Annotated in this window: 17 protein-coding genes; 7 read left to right on the forward strand and 10 right to left on the reverse strand. The window is 72.4% G+C overall.

Annotation, left to right across the window (positions count from 1 at the left end; all coding sequences use genetic code 11):
* Positions 1-220: 220 nt before the first annotated feature.
* From FHS29_RS00005 to FHS29_RS38000, 3 genes are all read right to left on the reverse strand, one after another.
* Complete coding sequence (locus tag FHS29_RS00005; protein ID WP_053722354.1) at positions 221-565, reverse strand: RNA polymerase-binding protein RbpA; 345 nt, start codon at positions 563-565, stop codon at positions 221-223.
* A gap of 475 nt (positions 566-1,040) precedes the next feature.
* Complete coding sequence (locus FHS29_RS00010; protein WP_184687013.1) at positions 1,041-1,505, reverse strand: NUDIX hydrolase; 465 nt, start codon at positions 1,503-1,505, stop codon at positions 1,041-1,043.
* Between the two features lie 85 nt (positions 1,506-1,590).
* Positions 1,591-2,181, reverse strand: a complete 591-nt coding sequence (locus tag FHS29_RS38000; RefSeq protein ID WP_184687015.1) for a TetR/AcrR family transcriptional regulator — start codon at positions 2,179-2,181, stop codon at positions 1,591-1,593.
* A 126-nt stretch (positions 2,182-2,307) separates the two neighbouring features.
* Between FHS29_RS38000 and FHS29_RS00020 the strand changes: the two genes are divergently transcribed.
* A complete protein-coding gene (locus tag FHS29_RS00020) occupies positions 2,308-3,246 on the forward strand; it encodes an SDR family NAD(P)-dependent oxidoreductase (protein WP_184687017.1) in 939 nt (312 codons plus the stop codon).
* Between the two features lie 38 nt (positions 3,247-3,284).
* Here FHS29_RS00020 and FHS29_RS00025 read toward each other — a convergent pair whose 3' ends face one another.
* The gene (locus FHS29_RS00025) at positions 3,285-3,836 is read right to left on the reverse strand and encodes a DUF6585 family protein (RefSeq protein WP_184687019.1); all 552 of its coding nucleotides are present in this window, start codon (positions 3,834-3,836) and stop codon (positions 3,285-3,287) included.
* 82 nt (positions 3,837-3,918) lie between these two features.
* A complete protein-coding gene (locus FHS29_RS00030) occupies positions 3,919-4,638 on the reverse strand; it encodes a thymidine kinase (protein WP_184687021.1) in 720 nt (239 codons plus the stop codon).
* Positions 4,639-4,956: 318 nt separating this feature from the next.
* On the opposite strand from FHS29_RS00030, the gene FHS29_RS00035 reads away from it, so the two are divergent.
* The 3 genes from FHS29_RS00035 to FHS29_RS37495 all read left to right on the forward strand — a co-directional run bounded on the left by FHS29_RS00035 (position 4,957) and on the right by FHS29_RS37495 (position 6,610).
* Positions 4,957-5,427, forward strand: a complete 471-nt coding sequence (locus FHS29_RS00035) for an RICIN domain-containing protein (RefSeq protein WP_184687023.1) — start codon at positions 4,957-4,959, stop codon at positions 5,425-5,427.
* Between the two features lie 155 nt (positions 5,428-5,582).
* Entirely contained in the window at positions 5,583-5,897 is a 315-nt protein-coding gene (locus FHS29_RS00040) for a PadR family transcriptional regulator (RefSeq protein WP_184688512.1), read from the forward strand.
* A complete protein-coding gene (locus FHS29_RS37495; protein WP_184687025.1) occupies positions 5,894-6,610 on the forward strand; it encodes a hypothetical protein in 717 nt (238 codons plus the stop codon). The genes FHS29_RS00040 and FHS29_RS37495 overlap by 4 nt, the downstream gene beginning before the upstream one ends.
* Positions 6,611-6,768: 158 nt before the next feature.
* Here the strand turns inward: FHS29_RS37495 and FHS29_RS00050 are convergent, their stop codons facing one another.
* Together FHS29_RS00050 and FHS29_RS36430 are read right to left on the reverse strand one after the other, a co-directional pair.
* A complete protein-coding gene (locus tag FHS29_RS00050; RefSeq protein WP_184687027.1) occupies positions 6,769-8,166 on the reverse strand; it encodes an MFS transporter in 1,398 nt (465 codons plus the stop codon).
* A gap of 61 nt (positions 8,167-8,227) precedes the next feature.
* Positions 8,228-9,004: a glycerophosphodiester phosphodiesterase family protein gene (locus tag FHS29_RS36430; protein WP_184687029.1), complete on the reverse strand. Its 777-nt coding sequence runs from the start codon at positions 9,002-9,004 to the stop codon at positions 8,228-8,230.
* Between the two features lie 68 nt (positions 9,005-9,072).
* Here FHS29_RS36430 and FHS29_RS36435 point away from each other — a divergent pair, with 68 nt between their 5' ends.
* The 3 genes from FHS29_RS36435 (at position 9,073) to FHS29_RS00070 (ending at position 12,430) form a co-directional block, all read left to right on the forward strand.
* Positions 9,073-9,429 carry a hypothetical protein gene (locus FHS29_RS36435; protein ID WP_184687031.1) on the forward strand — a complete coding sequence of 119 codons (357 nt, stop codon included), beginning with the start codon at positions 9,073-9,075 and terminating at the stop codon, positions 9,427-9,429.
* A gap of 270 nt (positions 9,430-9,699) precedes the next feature.
* Complete coding sequence (locus FHS29_RS00065) at positions 9,700-11,730, forward strand: putative bifunctional diguanylate cyclase/phosphodiesterase (RefSeq protein WP_312864664.1); 2,031 nt, start codon at positions 9,700-9,702, stop codon at positions 11,728-11,730.
* 40 nt (positions 11,731-11,770) lie between these two features.
* The gene (locus FHS29_RS00070; RefSeq protein ID WP_184687035.1) at positions 11,771-12,430 is read left to right on the forward strand and encodes a VOC family protein; all 660 of its coding nucleotides are present in this window, start codon (positions 11,771-11,773) and stop codon (positions 12,428-12,430) included.
* Between the two features lie 116 nt (positions 12,431-12,546).
* Here FHS29_RS00070 and FHS29_RS00075 read toward each other — a convergent pair whose 3' ends face one another.
* From FHS29_RS00075 to FHS29_RS00085, 3 genes are all read right to left on the reverse strand, one after another.
* Positions 12,547-14,001, reverse strand: a complete 1,455-nt coding sequence (locus FHS29_RS00075; RefSeq protein WP_184687037.1) for an amidase — start codon at positions 13,999-14,001, stop codon at positions 12,547-12,549.
* A gap of 146 nt (positions 14,002-14,147) precedes the next feature.
* Complete coding sequence (locus FHS29_RS00080; protein ID WP_246439743.1) at positions 14,148-15,686, reverse strand: MFS transporter; 1,539 nt, start codon at positions 15,684-15,686, stop codon at positions 14,148-14,150.
* Positions 15,687-15,717: 31 nt separating this feature from the next.
* Positions 15,718-18,720, reverse strand: coding sequence for an AfsR/SARP family transcriptional regulator (locus tag FHS29_RS00085; RefSeq protein WP_184687041.1), 3,003 nt, complete (start codon positions 18,718-18,720; stop codon positions 15,718-15,720).
* Positions 18,721-18,806: the final 86 nt, after the last annotated feature.

Consider the following 18,806-nt stretch of genomic DNA (forward strand, 5'->3'; position numbering starts at 1 on the left):
AAGCCCCTACGCAAGGCTGACGCCCTACGCCGTCCTGCGCCACCTCCAACACTTACTCACGGTCTGGACAGGCCGCTGCCACACCTGCCGACAACCCGTCCAGACCCGAACAGCCCGACAAAACCGCAGCTCAACAGCACCTAACGAAGTCCTACTAGCGGGGCGGTCGGAAAAGGGGCCTGCCGATCGGCGGGCCCCCTTCGCGCGTCGTGAGGGCTTCCTAGGCGGTGCGGGTGCGCCGGCCCTTCAGCTCCTCCAGCCGCTCGTCCAGGAGCTCTTCCAGCTCCGGGATGGTGCGCCGCTCCAGGAGCATGTCCCAGTGCGTGCGCGGCGGCTTGACCTTCTTCGCCTCCGGCTCCGCGCCGTCGATGATCTTCGATTCCTGCCCGTGGAGTCGACACTCCCAGGTGTGCGGGATCTCGGCGTCGTCGGAGAACGGGACCTCGAAGTCGTGGCCCTTGGGGCAGGCGTACCGCACCGACCGGCGCGGGGCGAGGTCGTGATTGCGGTCGGTCTCGTAGCTGACTGCTCCGAGCCGGCTACCCCGTAGAACGCGGTCGGCCATGGCGGTGTCCTTTCGCTCGGCTCAGGGCCGGGGCCCAGGCTTTTTGCTCACCGAGTGCAACGATCGGACTGCTCCGTTCGTTCCCGGCTTAGCGGTCATGGTCGCCCACAGTGACGTCTTTCACCCGTCAACGAAGGCTTCCTCCTAAGGGATGCAATCGCGGCTGGATCGTGACGCGTTATCAAGCTGTCGGGCTACTTCATCACACGGATGGAGCAGTACCGGCAGAAAGTGTGCGGCTGCGACAGCTTAGACCGAACACGTAGGGCGATGTGACGGCGGGCTTAACGCGACAGTAGTGACAGTCATCATCCTTGTGGTCACGCAAAGTTATTTAGGTGGCGTACAGCACAGTCGCCACGCTGAGTGTCCGACTGATCGTGCTGCGTGGTGACCATCGGATGGGGTCACCCGTCCGGCCCGCACCCAAACGTCGGGCCCGGTACTTTATTTCCATAATGATTTCAGTGTGGACTTAAAGATCAATCCCGGCGAGTCGGTCCAGGAACACACGCTGCGCCGTGACGAGCTTCGAAGACGCCTCGGCGAGGGAGAACCAGGCGACCCGGTCGACTTCGGGGTACCGGCGGAGGTTGCCGGAGCCTTTGGGCCACTCCAGCTCGAACGTGCCGGGGACGACCTGCGCGGGGTCCAGGTCGCCTTGCAGCGCCCAGACGTGGACGGTCTTGCCGCCGGACTGCCGCACCTCGCCCAGGGGCGTCAGCTCGCCGTGGGGGACGGGCAGGCCGAGTTCCTCGGTGAACTCCCGGCGGGCGGTGGCCTCCAGCGGTTCGTCGGCGTCGGGTTCGCCCTTGGGGACGGACCAGGCCCCGGCGTCCTTGCGGGCCCAGAACGGGCCGCCCATGTGGCCGATGAGCACTTCCAGGCCGTCGTTGGTGTGTCGGTACAGCAGGATCCCCGCGCTGATCTTCCCTGTCACGGGGGACAGTGTGGCGTGCCGCGTCCGCGGGCCGCGGGGCGGTGTTCCGACGGGGGAGGCCCGGGGCTTCCGGAGCTGCGACCAGTCAGCCGGCTCGGCCGGGCTCGCCGGGACCGGGCGGGGTGTGGTCGACCAGCATGTGCACGAGTTGCTCGACGCTGACGTGCCACGTCTCCTTGGTCAGGTGGCCGCCGAGTTCCATCCCGGCGATGCCGTAGGCACTGGACATCAGCAGGGCGCCGTAGCGGGGGGCGTCGGCCTCGCCGACCACATCCGCGACGAGCGCCAAGAACTCGCTCGCGACGCGGTCCGCGGCCTCGACGGCGACCGGCGTGTTCGCCGGAGTGCTGAACATCAGCGCGAACAGGTGCGGCTGCCGGCGGGCGACCGCGATGAGCGCCAGTAGACCTCCTTCGAGCCGCGCTCGCACGGGGATCTCGAGGTTCGCGCGAAGCCGCGCCGCCTCCTCGGCCAGTGAGTTCCACGCGTTGACGGCGAGCTGGGTCAGGAGGTGGTCCTTGTTCTCGAAGTGGCCGTAGGGCGCGCCGCGGGAGACCCCGGCCCGCGCGCCCACCGCGCGCAGGGTGACCGCGTCCGGGCCGCCTTCGTCGAGCAGCTCGGACGCGGCACGGATGAGCGCTCGTCGCGTGGTCGCTGCGGTCTCCGCTCGTGTCACGCCACCACCTTACTTGACAATGTCATCTGAAATGGGACCATCGGTCATATGACAGCGTCACATGAGACCGGGGCGGGCGACGCTCTAAACGCCCTGACGAAACCCTCGAACCGGAGGCACCTGGCCATGGCACCGACATCCCAAGCCGTTCCCGACCTCGCCGACCGCACCGTCGTCGTCACCGGGACCACCTCCGGCCTCGGCCGGGCCCTCGCCGCCGTGCTGGCGAGGGCCGGCGCCCGGGTCCTGATGACCGCTCGCGACGCCGAGCGTGGAGCGGCGGCCGTCGAGCAGGTGCGGGCGGGCATCGACGGGCCGGGCTCGGCCGAACTCGTGCTGCTCGACCTGGCCGACCTCGCCTCGGTGCACACCGCCGCCACGGACATCCGGGAACGCACCGGCGACCGGGTCGACGTGCTGGTCAACAACGCCGCCGTGTCACTGGGACCGCACGAGCGGACCCGGGACGGGTTCGAACTGCAGATCGGCACCAACCACCTCGGCCCGGCCGCACTGACCTGGCTGCTCATGCCGGCGCTGCGCACGGCCGGGCTGCCGGAACGGCCCGCGCGGGTGGTCACGACGTCGAGCCTCGGGCACCGCACCGGCGGCCTGGACCTCACCGACCTGCACTGGGAACGCCGCCGCTACTCACCGACACGCGCCTACGGAGCCTCCAAGCTCGCGAACCTGCTGTTCGCCGCCGAACTCGACCGGCGACTGCGGGGCACCGGGGACTCGGTGCTCTCGATCGCCGCCCATCCGGGACTGACGGCCTCGGAGCTGCTCAACAACGCCCTCGCCCGCAGTAACACCCGGGGCGCCCGAATGCTCGTGCTACCCGACCGGTACCTCTCCCAGCCGGTGGCCGCGGGCATCCAACCGCAGCTGCTCGCCGCCACCGGTCCGGTCCGCGGTGGTGACTACCTCGGACCGACCGGTCCCTTCGAGATCCGTGGCCCGGCCGGTCCCGCCCGTCGCACCGCGACCGCACGAAACCCCGAGCTCGCGCGCGAGCTGTGGCAGCTCACCGCCTTCGTCACCGGGATCACGCCGGACCCCTGATCCACGATCACCCCGGGTACGGCCTGCCCGCCGCCACTTCACAGCCGGTACGGGTCGGTGAGGCCGGACACCGGGACACCGGAGCGCCGGGAGATCAGTCCGGCCAGCCCACGTACGTCGTCGTACGTGGTGTTGAACCTCCACGCAGCTTCCTGGCCGGTCTCCCGCGCCGTGAACGCCACCTCGTAGGCGAAGGCGTTGCCCGCCGGGAGCGAACCGATGGCGAACTGCGTGTTCTGGCCCTCGATCGACCGGATCTCCGACCACGCCACGGCGACCACGCGCCTGCCGGCGGCGTCGACGAAACCCTCGGAGAACAGGTAGAGCCCACCGCGCACGCGCTGGAACCAGACATAGCCCCAGGTGATGACGATCAGCAGGCCGACCACCACAACGCCGCGACCCCAGACGTTCTCCGGCCCGTTGACCACGAAGTTCATGACGACGACGAGGATCACCAGGCACGCCAGTGCCCCGCCGAGGCCGGGGCGGCGGCGCACCCGCCGCTCGAACCCGCCGAGGTTCTCGCGGGCGGCGCGGGCCAGCACGCGGGGCGCCGGCGTGTCGGTTGGGTCGCTCGTCCCGGCCATCGGGCCAGGGTAGCGAGCCGACCGGGGGTGGTCGGGGGTTATGGCCACCGTCGCAGGTTCCGGGCGTGGTCCGGCCGTGCCCCTACTCGGTGAGGCTGAGCTGGCGTCCCTGGACGGTGTCGGGGCCGAGGTCGCCGGTGCGGTAGTGCTTGCGGCACAGGACCTGGTAGCGGACCTCGTCGGGGGTGTGGGCGGTGTCGGCGACCAGGACCGTGTCGCCGGCGCGGACGACGTCGCCGTCGTGGACGCGGGCGTTGAAGCGTCCGGGGTGGCCGCACCAGCACAGGACGTCGACCTGGATGGCGTTGAGTTCGTCGGCGAGTTCGAACAGGCGGCGGGAGCCGGGGAACATGGTGCTGCGGAAGTCGGTGGCCAGGCCGAAGCAGTAGACGTCGAGCTGGGCGTCGTCGGCGAGTTCGGCGAGTTGGTCGACCTGGGCGGGGGAGAGGAACTGGGCCTCGTCGACGATGAGGTAGTCGACGCGGGTGCCCCGGGCCCAGTGTTCGCGGACGAGTCCGCACAGGTTCATGTCCTCGTGGACTTCGACGGCGCGGCGGGCCAAGCCCATGCGGCTGGAGATGGTGGGGGTGCCGGAGCGGTCGTGGCGGACCAGCAGGAGGCCGCTGCGGCCCTGGCGGGCCTGGTTGTGGTCGATCTGCAGGGCGAGGGTGGACTTGCCGCAGTCCATGGGGCCGAAGAAGAACCGGAGCCTGCCGGTGGGGGCGACGCCCCGTCGTGCGCCGGCGGCGGGCACGGAGGACAGGGCGTCGGTCGGGTCGGTCTGGGGGTTCGTCGGCTCCACGGCGGGCCACCTTAATGCGGCGTCGGGGCCCCTGGGCGTGCGACGGCGCGCGACACGAAGTACCACTCGTCACCCAATCGAGTGAATAACTTCAGTGCTGACCAAAAAGACACCCGACAAAGCAGCTCGGCTTCCGGCGCGCAAAACAAAAGCGCACAGAACCGACGGCCTGCCTCGGGCGATCAGCCGCGGCTCAACGTGCGGTCAGCGCGGTGGGCGACCGTCGCTGTCACCGAGGGGGTGCCGCCGACCCGGCGGTCCCATGACCGGCCGCCAGAGGGGCGCGGCCGGTCGACGGTCCGATGGGATTGGAGTGACATGAGGAGACTGTGCTCGATGGTGTCGGCGGCGGTTTTCGCCGTGCTGGTGTCGGCCGCCCCCGGGGTCGCCGGGGCGGAGGAGGGGGACTCCGCGATCGCGCCGCAGGCGGTCCAGACCTTCAAGAGCTACGGGACCGGCAAGTGCATGGACGACAGCCACGTGGGCCTGCGGGTGTTCCCGTGCAACGGCCTGAACTATCAGAAGTGGCAGGTCCAGGTGTGGCCGAACGGGACGCGCGAGCTGCGCAACGTGGCGACCGGAAGGTGCGTCGACCACAGTCACGAGGGTCTGCGCAGCTTCCCCTGCAACCGGTCGGCCTACCAGAGTTGGAAGGTCCGCAAGAACACGTTGGGCATCGAGTTCGTGAACCTGCACACGGGCCGCTACCTGATGAGTGCCCCGGACGGGCTCAACGAGTTGTGGGCCGTGAAGTGGTCGGTGGGCGGCGCCAACGCCATCTGGATCTGACCATCGCCGACGCCTTCGTCCGATCCGCCTCCGGTCGTCGCCTCGCGTGCGGCCGGAGGCGGTGCGTGTCACGGCGGAGTCGGTGAGGCCTCGTCCGTCGATCGCTCGCTGGACGCCATATTACGCTTTGCGATATAACCTGCGGTGTGAGAGGTATGTCGGAGCAGGCGTTCCTGGTGCTGACGGCGCTGGCCGAGGAGCCGTTGCACGGGTACGCGGTGGTGCAGTCGGTGGAGTCGTTGTCCGAGGGCCGGGTGGTGCTGCGGGTGGGCACGCTGTACGGCGTGCTGGACCGGTTGGTGGCCGAGGGGTTGACGGAGCGGGACCGGGAGGAGGTGCACCAGGGGCGGTTGCGCCGGTACTACCGGTTGACCGATGCCGGGGTGCGGGCGTTGTCGGCGGAGGTGGCGCGGTTGTCGGCGAACGTGCGGGCGGCGTCGTCGGTGTTGCGGGCGAGGGAGGCGCGGTGAGCTCGAACCTGGAACGCCGTTACCGGGCGCTGTTGCGGGTGCTGCCGGTCTGGTACCGGGCGGAGCGGGAGGAGGAGATGGTGGGGATCTTCCTGGCGGGCCGTGACGGTGACCTGGATGCCGAGTACGGGTGGCCGGGGTGGGGTGAGGCGTGGGCGACGCTGGGGTTGGCGGTGCGGGTCCGGTTGCGGGCCCGGAGCCGGGCCGGGGACGTGGTGCGGCTGGTGGCGTCGGCCGGTCTGCTGGGGCATGTGGTGTCGGCGGCGCAGGGCGCGGCGGCGGTGGTGCGGTTCGGCGGGGTGTGGACGGGGTGGTTCGACGCGTTGGTGGTGGCGGCGTTCGTGGGGCTGGTGGCCGGGCGTCGGGTGATGGCGCGGGTCGCCGTGGCGGTGGCGGCGTTGTGCGGGGTGGTGGTGGCGTTGCGGGCGGCGTTGTCGGCGGGGCCGGTGGGCTGGGTGTTGGTGGTGCAGGTGCCGCTGTGGGTGACGGCGGTGGCGGTGTTGCTGGGGTTCCACCGTGAGGCTCCCCCGGTCGCGCGGGTGCGGTGGTCGGTGGCGGCGGTGGTCGGTGCCGTGGTGGGTGCGGTGTGGGGTTTTCTGGTGCCGTTGTCGATGGCGGGGTTCGGCGGGGCGTGGTTGGTGGCCGCGGCTGTGGTGGTGGTGTTCCGGCCGTGGGCGGGTGTTCGTGCCGGGACGCCGGTGTCGGCCGGCTGAGGTGGTCGTGGGGTGGGGTCGCCGGTGGGCGCGCGTTGCGGCTGTGCGCCGGCCGGTGTGGCCCTTGCCCGTCTTTTCCTCGCCTTTCGTCCGTCCGGCCCGCGACGGGCCTCGGTGTCGCACCTCTCGGTGTCGGGCCCCGGTGCCGGGCCCCGGTGTCAGACCTTGGCGGGCACCGGGTTTCTGGAGGCGGTGATGGCCTTGCGGATCGGCACGAAGATCATCAGCACGAACCCGATGACGAAGAACACCACCAGCGAGATGATCGCCAGCCGGAACGAGCCGGTGGCCTGGCCGACGCCGGCGAACACCAGCGGGCCCAGCCAGGAGGTGGAGCGTTCGCCGACCTCGTAGAGGGAGAAGTACTGCGCTTCCCGGCCGGGCGGGATCATCTGGGAGAACAGCGACCGGGACAGGGCGTTGGTGCCGCCCAGCACGATGCCGATGCCGACGGCGAGGCCGTAGAACTGGAGCTGCTGTCCGGCTTGGACGAAGAACGCCGCGCCGATGACGAAGATCCACACGATGAGGCTGACCATGATGGTGCGCTTGGCGCCCCAGTGCTTGGCGACCCAGCCGTGCAGGACGGCGCCGGCGAAGGCGACGAACTGGACGATGAGGATGGTGGCGATGAGGACGGTCTCGTCGAGTCCGAGTTCGTCGCGGCCGTACTGGGCGGAGACGTTGGCGACGGTGGCGATGCCGTCGGTGTAGATGAGGTAGGTGCCCAGGAACGCGAGGGTGAGCGGGAACGTCTTGGCCTGCCGCATGGTCTGGCGCAGTTCGCGGAACCCGTCGGTGATCACCGACACGCCGGATTCGCCGCCGCGCGGTTCCCGGTGGCGTTTGAGGCGGGCGAGGGGGATGAGGGTGAAGCCCGCCCACCACAGGCCGGACATGACGAAGCCGACGCGCACGGCGGCGCCTTCGCTCAGGCCGATGGCGTCGTGGCCGATGAACAGGCCCAGTTGCACGGCGAGGGCGAGGCCGCCGCCGAGGTAGCCGAACGCCCAGCCGCGTGAGGACACCGCGTCGCGTTCGTCGGGGGTGGCGATCTCGGGCAGGAAGGCGTAGTAGACGACGACCGACGCGCCGTAGCAGATGTTGCCGAGGATGAACAGGACGACGCCGAGGTGCCAGTTGGAGCCGCCGACGAACGCCAGGGCGATGGTGGCGGTGGCGCCGCCGAAGGCCAGGCCGCCGAGCATGCGTCGTTTGTTCTGGGTGCGGTCGGCGATGGCGCCCATGACGGGCAGCACGACGACCTGGACGAGGGTGGCGATGGACAGCAGGTAGCCCCACAGCGATCCGGCGGGGAAGTGGGCGCCCAGCAGCGAGATGTCGCACTGCTGCAGCGAGCTGGTGGCGCACGCGTCGGGTCCGTTGCGGGTGGTGTCCTCGCGGGCGGCTTCCTTGGCCACGGCGGTGAGGTAGCCGGAGAGGAACACCGTGACCACGGAGGTGGGGAACACCTGGTTCGCCCAGTCGTACCAGGTCCATCCGCGTTGTTCCCGCTTGCGGTCGATCGCGGGTGCTGGGCTGTCGGCCACGCTCATGGAGGCGGACTGTACTTCCCCGTCCGGGGGTGCGTGGTGATCACCGCCAACCTGTTGCCGTTCAGCCGCCCGCCCATGCCTCGCGGTTTCGCAGCACGTCACGCAGGACGTCGGGCCGGTCGCTGACCAGGCCGTCGACTCCCAGGTCGAGCAGGGTCCGCATCCGGTGCGCGTCGTCGACGGTCCACACGTGGACTTCCAGGCCCCGTCGGTGGGCGGCGCGCACGAACCGGTCGTCGACCACGACCAGGCGGCCCTGGGTGGCGGGTACCTGGGCGATGCGCCCGGCGATCGGCAGGCCGGGCAGCGGGATCCGGCCGGCCGCCCACAGCGCGGCGGCCGAGCGGGGGCCCATCGAGGTCATCAGGTCCGGTCCGCCGAGTTGCCGCAGTCGGGCGAGGCGTCTGTCGGAGAACGACGCCAGGCACACCCGGTGCAGCGCGCCGGCGGCTTTGAGCAGGTCGATCACGGGGGTGACCGCGTGGTCGGCCTTGACGTCGACGTTGAGCAGCGCGTCGGGCAGTTCCTCCAGCAGGTCGGCCAGCCGGGCGATGGGTTCGCGGCCGCCGACGTTGGCGTTGCGCACGGCCGACCACGGTTGGCCGGCGACGGGGCCGGTGCCGTCGGTGGTGCGGTCGAGGGTGTCGTCGTGGTGCACGACGACGACGCCGTCGGAGGTGGCGTGGACGTCGGTCTCCAGGTAGCGGAAACCTTCCCGGGCGGCGCGGCGGAACGAGGCGAGCGAGTTCTCCATGCCCGCCAGGTCGTCGAGGTGCCAGCCGCGGTGGGCGAACGCCCTGGGGTGCGGGCCGGACAGGTACGGGTGGTTCGCGGTCACGGCGTGGAGTCTGCCTTGGCGGCGTGGCGTTGGGGTGACCGGTGGGTAGCGGGATACCGTCGCCCGCCATGGAGCTGGTGACCGAGGCCGTCGCGTCGCGCCGGGAGGAGGCCAGGCATTGTGCCTGGTGTGGCCGTCGGCTGCCCGACAGCGGCCGGATCGGGCGTCCCCGCCGGTATTGCGCGCAGCCGTGCCGGCAGCGGGCCTACGAGCGGCGGGCGGCGGTGCAGCGCGGCGGGTTGCCCGAGGACGCGGTGGTGTTGTCGGCGGGGGAGTTGGCCGATCTGCAGGACCGGTTGTTCCAGTTGCGGTGTGCCGCGGAGGACGTGGCGACGGCGGCCGCGGACGGGGCGGACCGGGCGGAGCTGCGCCGGTTGGCCGAGGAGCTGGTGGACACCGCGCGCGGGCTGGAGCGGCTGCGCTGATCCGCGCGGCGCTTCCGGGCACCCAGTCCGCGGTTCTGCGGCACGGTGTCACCGTCGCGGCGCGTCCGGGGCGTGTCGCGCGGGGCGTGTCACGGTCGTGCCGCGGGTGTGCCGTGGGGGTGGTCGCCGGAGTCGGTGCGGGTCGTGGCGGGTGCGGTCGGCGGGGCGGGCGGCGGAGGGCCCGGGGATCGCCCGTGCGGGGGTGGGCGTCGGCTTGCCCCCCGTGCGGGGACTCCACCATCATTGCGCGCGGGGTGGCGAGGAGGGCGCGTGGACGGCGACGGCGCGTTGCACCGGGAGGTGCTCGACCGGGCCGATGTCGGTTTCGGTGTGACGGACGGGCACGGGACGCTGCGCTGGGTGAACCCGGCGCTGGCGGAGATCGTGGGTGTGGCGGCGGACCGCGTCGCGGGCCGGTCGCTGCCCGCGTTGCTGCCCGGGGTGCCCGACCGGCCGCGGTCGAGCCTGGCGTTGCTGATGCCCAGCGCCCACCGCCGGGGTCACCGGTGGCTGGAGGTGACCTGCCAGCCGTTGGGCTGTGACGGGGAGCTGCTGTACCGGGTGGCGGACGTGACGGCGTGGCGGGACCGGGAGCTGGAGGCCACGCACGAGGCGGACGCGTTGCGCCGCGCGCAGATGATGGGCCGGATGGGCACCTGGGAGTGGCACATCGCCGAGGACCGGGTGGTGTGGTCGGACGCGCTGCTGGAGATGTTCGGGTTCCCGCCGGGCACGCGGCTGGACTTCGACGGCTACGCCGGGCTGGTGCACCCCGACGACCTGCCGATGATCCAGGCGACCCTGGAGGAGGCGATGCGGTCGGGCGCGGGGTTCTCCTACACCCACCGCATGGTGCTGGCCGACCGGCGCACCGAGCGGTGGTTCGAGTGCTTCGGGGAGATCGTCAGCGCGGAGGACGGCACGCCGCTGCGGGTGCTGGGCACCGCGCACGACATCACCCGGGCGCGCCGGGTGCACGACGAGCTGCTGGCGCTGTCCGAGCAGGACCCGTTGACCGGGTTGGCCAACCGGCGGGCGGTGACCCGCGAGCTGGAGCGGCGGCTGGGGTCGGGGTCGTCGGGGTCGTTGCTGCTGCTGGACCTGGACAACTTCAAGGACGTCAACGACCTGCGCGGGCACGCCGTGGGCGACCGGCTGATGAAGACCGTCGCCGGGACGCTGCGGTCGCGGCTGTCGGGGTCGCAGCTGATCGGCCGGCTGGGCGGCGACGAGTTCGCGGTGGTGCTGCCGGGCTGCACGTCGGCGGAGGCGGTGCGGGTCGCGGACGGCCTGCGGGACGCGGTGGCGGCGCTGCCGCTGGTCGCGGCGTCCGCGCACGTCACGGTGAGCACCGGGGTGGCGGAGTTCGGCGCGGGTGACACGTGGGAGCTGGTGCTGGCCAACGCCGACCTGGCGCTGTACGCGTCGAAGGCGGCGGGCCGCAACCGGGTCACCGTGTACGAGCCGGGCCACTACGCGGACACCGCGAAGCGGGTGTCGGTGATGGACCGGCTGCGGGCGGCGTTGGACGGCGGCGGGCTGGCGCTGCACGCCATGCCGATGGTGCAGCTGCTGTCGGGTCGCACGCTGGGGCACGAGCTGCTGCTGCGCCTGGAGGACGGGCAGGAGCCCTACCTGGGGCCGGCGGACTTCCTGCCCGAGGCCGAGCGTTCCAACCTGGTGCTCGACATCGACCGGTGGGTGCTGTCCACCGCGATCGACACCCTCGTGCGGCACCCGGACCTGGACCTGCGGTTCAACGTCAACGTCTCCGGCCGCACCCTGGAGGACGAGGACTTCGGCGGGTTCGTGCTGGACCGGCTGGCCACCGCCGGTGTCGCCCCGGGCCGGCTGGGCCTGGAGATCACCGAGACCGCGGCGGTGACGAACCTGGACGCGGCGCGGGCGTTGGCGTTGCAGCTGCGGGCCTTCGGCTGCCGCATCACCCTGGACGACTTCGGTTCCGGCTTCGGGTCCTTCGTGCACCTCAAGCACCTGCCGATCACCGGTATCAAGATCGACGGCGAGTTCGTGCGCGGTATCGACGAGCGCTCCACCGACGCGGTGCTGGTGGCCGGGATCGTGGAGATCGCCCGCGGCCTGGGGCTGTCCGCGGTCGCCGAGTGGGTGGAGCGGCCCGCGCAGGTGGAAACCCTGACGCGGCTGGGCGTCCGGGTGGGGCAGGGCTTCCACCTGGGCCGGCCGGTGCCGCTGGGGCGGATCCTGACGGCCGAACCGGTAGGTCCGAACGGAGCATTGTCGACACCCTTGGCCGGTGCGGAGGATGGGGCGCGTTCCTGATCTCCGCCCGCCGCTGTACCCGCCGATGGGAATTCGCCCCGTGTCCGGTCCTTCCGCCAGCCCCGCGCGCGGTGTGCGCCGCATCGAGCTGAGCACCGCCGATCCCGAACCGATCGCCGACTTCTACGCCCACCTGTTCGGCTGGGTGGTGATCGCCGAGACCGACGGCACGTTCACCGGCTGGGTCGGCGACCGCCTCGCCCTGCGGGTGCGGCCCGGCGGGGACGGGTTCCGGGTCGTGTTCGCCGGCCCCGGCCCGCGTGAACTGCGGCAGGGCGCCGCGGTGGACCAGGGGCGGGTGCTGCACGGCCCGTGGGCGCCCGAACCGCGTGCCGGGGAACCGTGCTGGGTGGAGTTCATGGGCACCGCCGACGACCCGTACTGGGCCGGTGAGCTGGGCTGGCGCACCCGCAGCCCGGACGAGCCGTTCACCGTCTACGACACGCCGCGCGAACACCGGGCCGTGGCGGGGCGGCTGGTGGGGGAGCGGCAGCGCTGGCTGTGCTACTTCGCCGTGCCCGACACCGCCGGGACCGCCGGGCTGGCCGCGGACCTCGGCGGGCGGGTGGTCGTGCCGCCCACCGAGGTCCCCACCGGGCTGGTCGCCTCCCTCGCCGACCCGGCGGGCGCGGAGTTCGCGGTGCTGCAGGACCCGCCCGGCTGGGGCGGCGCCTGGTACACCCCGCCCGCCGCACCCTGAACCCGCCCCGCCCGATCCCGCCGGGCACCGATCCCGCCCCCGCCCCGCCGGGCACCGGCCCGACGACCGATTCCCACGACGGGGTCGGCCGCCGGACGGGCACCCGGCAGTGCGCCCTACCCCGGCGGCGCCCGGAAGCCGCCGATCTCCCGTTCGAGCAGCTCGGCCAGCCGCAGCGGGGTGCGGTCCTCGAACATCGGGCCGATGAGCTGCACTCCGACCGGCAGGCCCTCGGGGGACCTGCCGGCCGGTACGGCGGTGGCGGGCAGGCCGGGCATGGTGGCCAGACCGGCCCAGACCAGTTGGTCGAAGTACGGGTGCCCGACGCCGTCGATGTCGATCCGGCGCCGCATCGGATCGGGTTCGTGGTCGTGCGGGAACGCGGGAGTCGGCGTGACAGGGCACACCACGGCGTCGAACTCGGCGAACAGCTGCCGCCAGCCGTGGCGGTGCAGCTCGCGACGGCCGGCGGCCTCCATCCAGTCGTGGTGGCTGAACACCATGGCGCGCAGCCTCGCCGCGTCGAGGCTCTCGTCGTCCGCGCGCAGTGCGGCGACGCGGGCCCGCAGCTGCTCGTCCGATCCGATCGGGAAACGCGCGACGGAGCCCGAGATCAGCAACTGCATGTAGAGCGTCGCGGCCTCGGCCAGGTCGGGCAGCAGCCGGCTGTGCCGTTCGACGCGGGCGCCGCCGTCGACCAGCGCGTCGGCCACCCGGTCCACGCCCGCCCGCACGGCGGACCCGGTCGGGACGAGCGGATGCCCGTCGACGACCAGGACCCGGAAGTCGCCGAGCCGCTCGTGGCGCGCGGGCGGCAGCCTCAGGTCGTAGGCCTTGCCGTGGGTCAACGGGTCCGGGCCGGCCATGACGTCGAGCAGGAGCGTGAGGTCGCGGGCGGTGCGCGCCATCGGACCCACGACGGCGAGGTCCAGGTCGACCGGCAACGGCGCCGCCGGCGGCGCGACCATGCCGCGGGTCGCCGCCAGTCCGAGTGTCGGCTTGTGCGCATACACACCGCAGAAATGCGCGGGGGTGCGCAGCGAACCGGCGAGGTCCGAGCCGATGGACAACGCGCCGAATCCGGATGCCAGGGCCGCCGCCGACCCGCCGGAGGACCCGCCCGACGTGCGACCGTGATCCCACGGATTGTTCGTGGTGCCGTAGATCTCGTTGAAACTCTGGATGTCCTGCAACCCCAAAGGCACATTGGTCTTACCCAGCACAACCGCGCCCGCGGCCTTGAGCCGCGACACCTGTACCGCGTCCTCGGCCGGCACATGATCCCGGTATTGCGGCATGCCCCAGGTCGTGGGCAGCCCGGCCATGTCGTAGGACTCCTTGACCGTCACCGGGATACCGAGCAGCGGCCGGACCTCCCCGCGGGCCCGCGCCCGGTCGGCACCGCGCGCGGCGGCCCGCGCCCGGTCGAAGTCCGGCACACAGATCGCGTTGACCGCCTTGTCGTCGCGTTCGATACGGGCAATCGCCTCGTCGGTCAGTTCCGCCGAGGTCACTTCACCGGCACGCAATGCGGCCGTCAACTCTCCGGCTGTCCGGAAACTCCACTCCATGAAATTCGACGCTACCGACCCCCGAAGCAGGCCACGAAATTCCGATTCGCGCAACCGGATGGACGTCTCGAATCATCATGTCGCTTTCCGGAACGACCCGTTGTGACCGTTCAACGGAATGTGATCACCCGCCCGGGTGCCGCGGATCAGGGGTGCACGGGGCTGGGTTCGTCGGTGGGTTCGTCGGTGGGCTCGTCGATGACCTTCGGCACCGAACGCAGGGCCCGGCCCGCGACCGCCGCCAACACCACCAGCAGACCGGCGCACACCCACAGGCTGGTCGCCGCGCCGTCCACGAACGCCTGCCGGGCCGCCACCACCAGCGGAGCGGCCACCTCGCCCGGCAGCGACGCCGCCACGTGCAGCGTCGCCCCCAGCGAATCGGCCGCCGCCGCGTCCACCCCGGCGGGCAGCACCACGTCGTCCCGGTACACCGCTCCCAGCACACTGCCCAGCACGGCGATGCCCAACGCGCCGCCCACCTCGGTCGCGGTCTCCGAGATCGACGCCGCCGCACCCGCCCGTTCCCGCGGCACCGACGCCAGCACCGTGTCGTTGGTGACCGCGAACGCGAACCCCACCCCGACCCCGTAGACGACCATCGCCGGCAGCATCGACCAGAACGACGCGTCGACCGCCAGCACCGCCGCGAACAACGCGAACCCCACCGCCGTCAACCCCAACCCGAGCGCCACCACCGCGGCCCGCCCCCACCGCCGCACCAGCGACCCGGCCAGCACCCCGCCCACCGCCGCGCACAACCCGCCCGGCAGACCACCCAAACCCGCCTGCAACGGCGACCACCCCAGCACCAGTTGCAGGTACTGGGCCAGCAGCAGCGACAACGACAGGCTCGCGAACATCGCCACCAGCGTCGCCCCGATCGACGCCGAGAACGCCCGCAGCCGGAACAGCCGCACGTCGATCAACGGCTCGGCCAACCCCGACTGGCGGCGCGCGAACACCACCAGCGCCACCACGCCCGCCACGGCCGCGACCGCCACGTCGACCTGCCCGACACCGTCGTGCGCGGCCACCTTGACCGCGTAGACCACCGCCACCACACCCACCACCGACAGCAGCACCGACAGCGGGTCCACCCGCCCCGGACGCGGGTTGCGCGACTCCGGCAGCACCACCGCGCCCACCCCGATCAGCAGCGCCACCACCGGCACGTTGACCAGGAACACCGAACCCCACCAGAAGCGGTCCAGCAGCAGCCCGCCCACGATCGGCCCGAACGCGAACCCCGCCGCACCCACCCCGCTCCACAACCCGACCGCCGCGCTGCGCTCCCGCGGATCGGTGAACACGTTGCGGATGATCGACAGCGTCGACGGCATGATCGTCGCCCCCGCCACCCCCAGCAGCGCCCGCGCCGCGATCAGCGACTCCGGGGTCGGCGCGTAGGCGGTGGCCACCGACGCCACCCCGAACGCCGCCGCGCCCACCAGCAGCAGCCGCTTGCGGCCCCACCGGTCACCGGCGTTGCCCATCGTCACCAGCAGCCCCGCCAACGCGAAACCGTAGACGTCGGCGATCCACAACACCTGCGACGCCGACGGATCCAGATCGGCGACCAGCGCCGGGACCGCCAGGTGCAGCACCGTCAGGTCGATCGCCAACAACAGCATCGCCAGACACGCCAACACCAGCGTGCCCCACTTGCGGAAATCCCTGTCCATGCGCGGCAGCCAAGACCACACCGCGCACCGGTCACGCACGAAGCGCTGACAACACCCCGTCACGCCCCAACCCGGCACCCTCCGCCGCCCGCGCCCGGAACACCGCGTCGCCCAGCACGGCCCGCGCCGCCCGCTCCGTGCCCAGCACATCCGGGTCGACCACCGCCACCGTGCCGCGCAGCCCGTGCGCCGCCCCCAGCAGCAACGCCGCGCCCCGCGCGTCACCCGACGCCAACGCCAACGCCGCCCGCGCGTCGGCCACCCGCGCCACGACCATCTGGTTGCCCCACTCCGCGGCCGACTCCAGCGCCAACCCCAACGCCTCCCTCGCCGCCACCGGATCACCCTCGGCCAACGCCGTGCGCCCCACCGCGACGTGGATCGACGCCCGCACCTCCGCCGGCCCGAACCACCCCGACGGACACACCCGCAGCGCCTGCTCGCACCAGTGCCGCGCACCCGCCAGGTCACCCCGCGACCGGCACACCTCCGCCATGCCCAGCCGCACCTCCGCCAACGTCCCCACCGCACCCTGCGACCGCGCCGAGGCCGCCGCCCGCTCCAGGTCCGCCCACGCCGAGTCGAACTCGCCCCGGTGCCGCGCCCACTCCGCCCGCTGGGTCAACATGCCCGCCGTGTGCTCGGTCACCCCGAACGCCTCCGACAGCACCAGCGCCTCGTCCAGGTACCGCACCGCCGCACCCAGGTCCCCGTCGGCCCGCGCCAACTCCGCCAACTGCGCCGACACCACCGACATGCCCCACCGCTCGCCCAACACCCGGAACCGGCCCAACGCCTCCAGGTGCGACACCCGCGCCTCGGCCAGCCGGCCCGCGTACTGGAACTGCATGCCCAACCCCAACCGCGCCAACGCCTGCGACCAGTCGTCCGGCCCGATCAGGCTGCCGCGCAACCCGTCCAACGTCGGCGTCTCCACATCCGGCACCCCGTAGGCCATGCCCCACAGCATCGTCAGGAACGGCCGCGTCGCGGGACCGGCGAACACGTCGTGCAGCTGCTGCTTCGGCGACGGCGCACCCGGCACCGCCTCCCGCGCACCGGTCGACGACGCGTACAACGCGCACACCAGGTACTCCTCGGCCAACCCCGCCGGCGCCACCGGCCCCACCGCGCGCACCACCTCCTCGGCCAACAGCGACCCCTCCGTGCGCAACCCCCGCACCCAGAAGTACCAGCCCAGCTCCGCCATCAACCGCAACGCCAACCCGCGCTCAACCCCGACCGCCCACCGGATCGCCGCCTTGAAGTTCTCGTGATCCGCCGACAACCGCGCCAGCCACTCCAACTGCCCGGCCCGCAACAGGTGCGGCGAGGCCTCCACCGCCACCCCCAGCGCCCACCGCGCGTGCGCCCGCCGCACCCGCTCGAGCTCACCGGCCTCCACCAGCCGCTCGGCGCAGAACGCGCGGATCGTGTCCAGCATCCGGTACCGCCGCCCGGACACCTCCACCAACGACTTGTCCACCAGCGACGGCAACAGCTCGTCGGTCCCCGGCACCCCGCACACCGCCGCCGCCGACTCCAACGTCGTGCCGTCGGAGAACACCGTCAACCGGCGCGCCAACACCCGCTCGTCGGCATCCAGCAGATCCCAGCTCCACTCCACCACCGCGTGCAGCGTCCGGTGCCGCGGCGCCGCCGCCCGCGACCCCCGCGACAACAACCGGAACCGGTCACCCAACCGGGCCGCCACCTCCGCCACCGGCAACGACCGCACCCGCGCCGCCGCCAGCTCGATCGCCAACGGCATCCCGTCCAACGCCCGGCAGATCTCCACCACCGCCGGCCCCGACACCCCGTCCAGCACGAACGACGGGTTCACCGCCACCGCCCGATCGACGAACAACCGCACCGCCGCCGACCCCACGTCGTCCACCGGCAACGGCGGCACCGGCCGCACCGTCTCCCCGGTGACCCCCAACGCCTCCCGGCTCGTCGCCAACACCCGCAACCCCGGACACGCCGTCAACAACGCACCCGCCAACACCGCCGCGTCCGCCACCACGTGCTCGCAGTTGTCCAACACCACCAGCACCGACCGCTCCGCCAACGCCGCCACCAGCCGCTGCACCGGCGACGACACCGCCCGCAGCCCGTCCTCCCGCAACCCCAACGCGGTCAACACCGCCTGCGGCACATCCCCGCCCGCACCCAACGGCGCCAGATCCACGAAGAACACATCACCCGGGTCCGACGCCGCGACCTCCACCGCCAGCCGCGTCTTGCCCGCCCCACCCGGCCCCAGCAACGTCACCAGCCGCGACCCCAGCAACGCCCTCCCGACCAGCCGCACCTCCTCCGCCCGACCCACGAAACTGGTCAACTGGGCGGGCAGCACGTGCCGCGCCGGCGACCGCTCACCCCGCAGCACCTCCAGGTGCGCCGCCGCCAACTCCGGCGACGGATCCGAACCCAACTCCTCGACCAGCACCGACCGGGTCCGCTCGAACACCGCCAACGCCTCCGCCCGGCGGCCCTCCCGGTGCAGCACCCGCACCAACCGCGCCACCAGCCGCTCCCGCAACGGGAACCGCGCCACCAACTCGGCCAACAGCGCCACCGGAGCCACGTCGTGATCCTCCACCGCCCGCAGCCGCAGCTCCTCCCACCGCGCCGCCTGCGCCTGCGCGAACGGCGCGTCACCCACGTCCCGCAACGCCGGACCACGCCACAACGCCAGCGCCTCGCCCGGCAACCCCCGCGCCACCAGGTCCTCGAACCGCAACGCGTCCACCTCGGACCGGTCCACCACCAGCCGATACCCCGCCGCGGACCGCTCCACCTCCACATCCAGCAACGACCGCAACCGCGACACCTGCGACTGCACCGCGTTCGCCACCCCCGCCGGCGGCCGATCCCCGTACAGGGCGTCCACCAACCGGTCCAGCCCCACCACCCGGCCCGCGTCCACCAACAACACCGCCAGCAACGCCCGCAGCCGCGGCCCGCCGACCGGGACCTCCGTCCCGTCCGCACGCCGCGCCACCACCGGACCGAGCACACCGAACCTCACGCGGCAGGATTGTTCCCCACCACCGGCACACCGCGGGCCCGATCGCGCCCGCCCGCAGTGTCGGCAACCCGACACCACGGGCCCGA

The sequence above is a fragment of the Saccharothrix tamanrassetensis genome, assembly GCF_014203665.1.
Classification (GTDB): domain Bacteria; phylum Actinomycetota; class Actinomycetes; order Mycobacteriales; family Pseudonocardiaceae; genus Actinosynnema; species Actinosynnema tamanrassetense.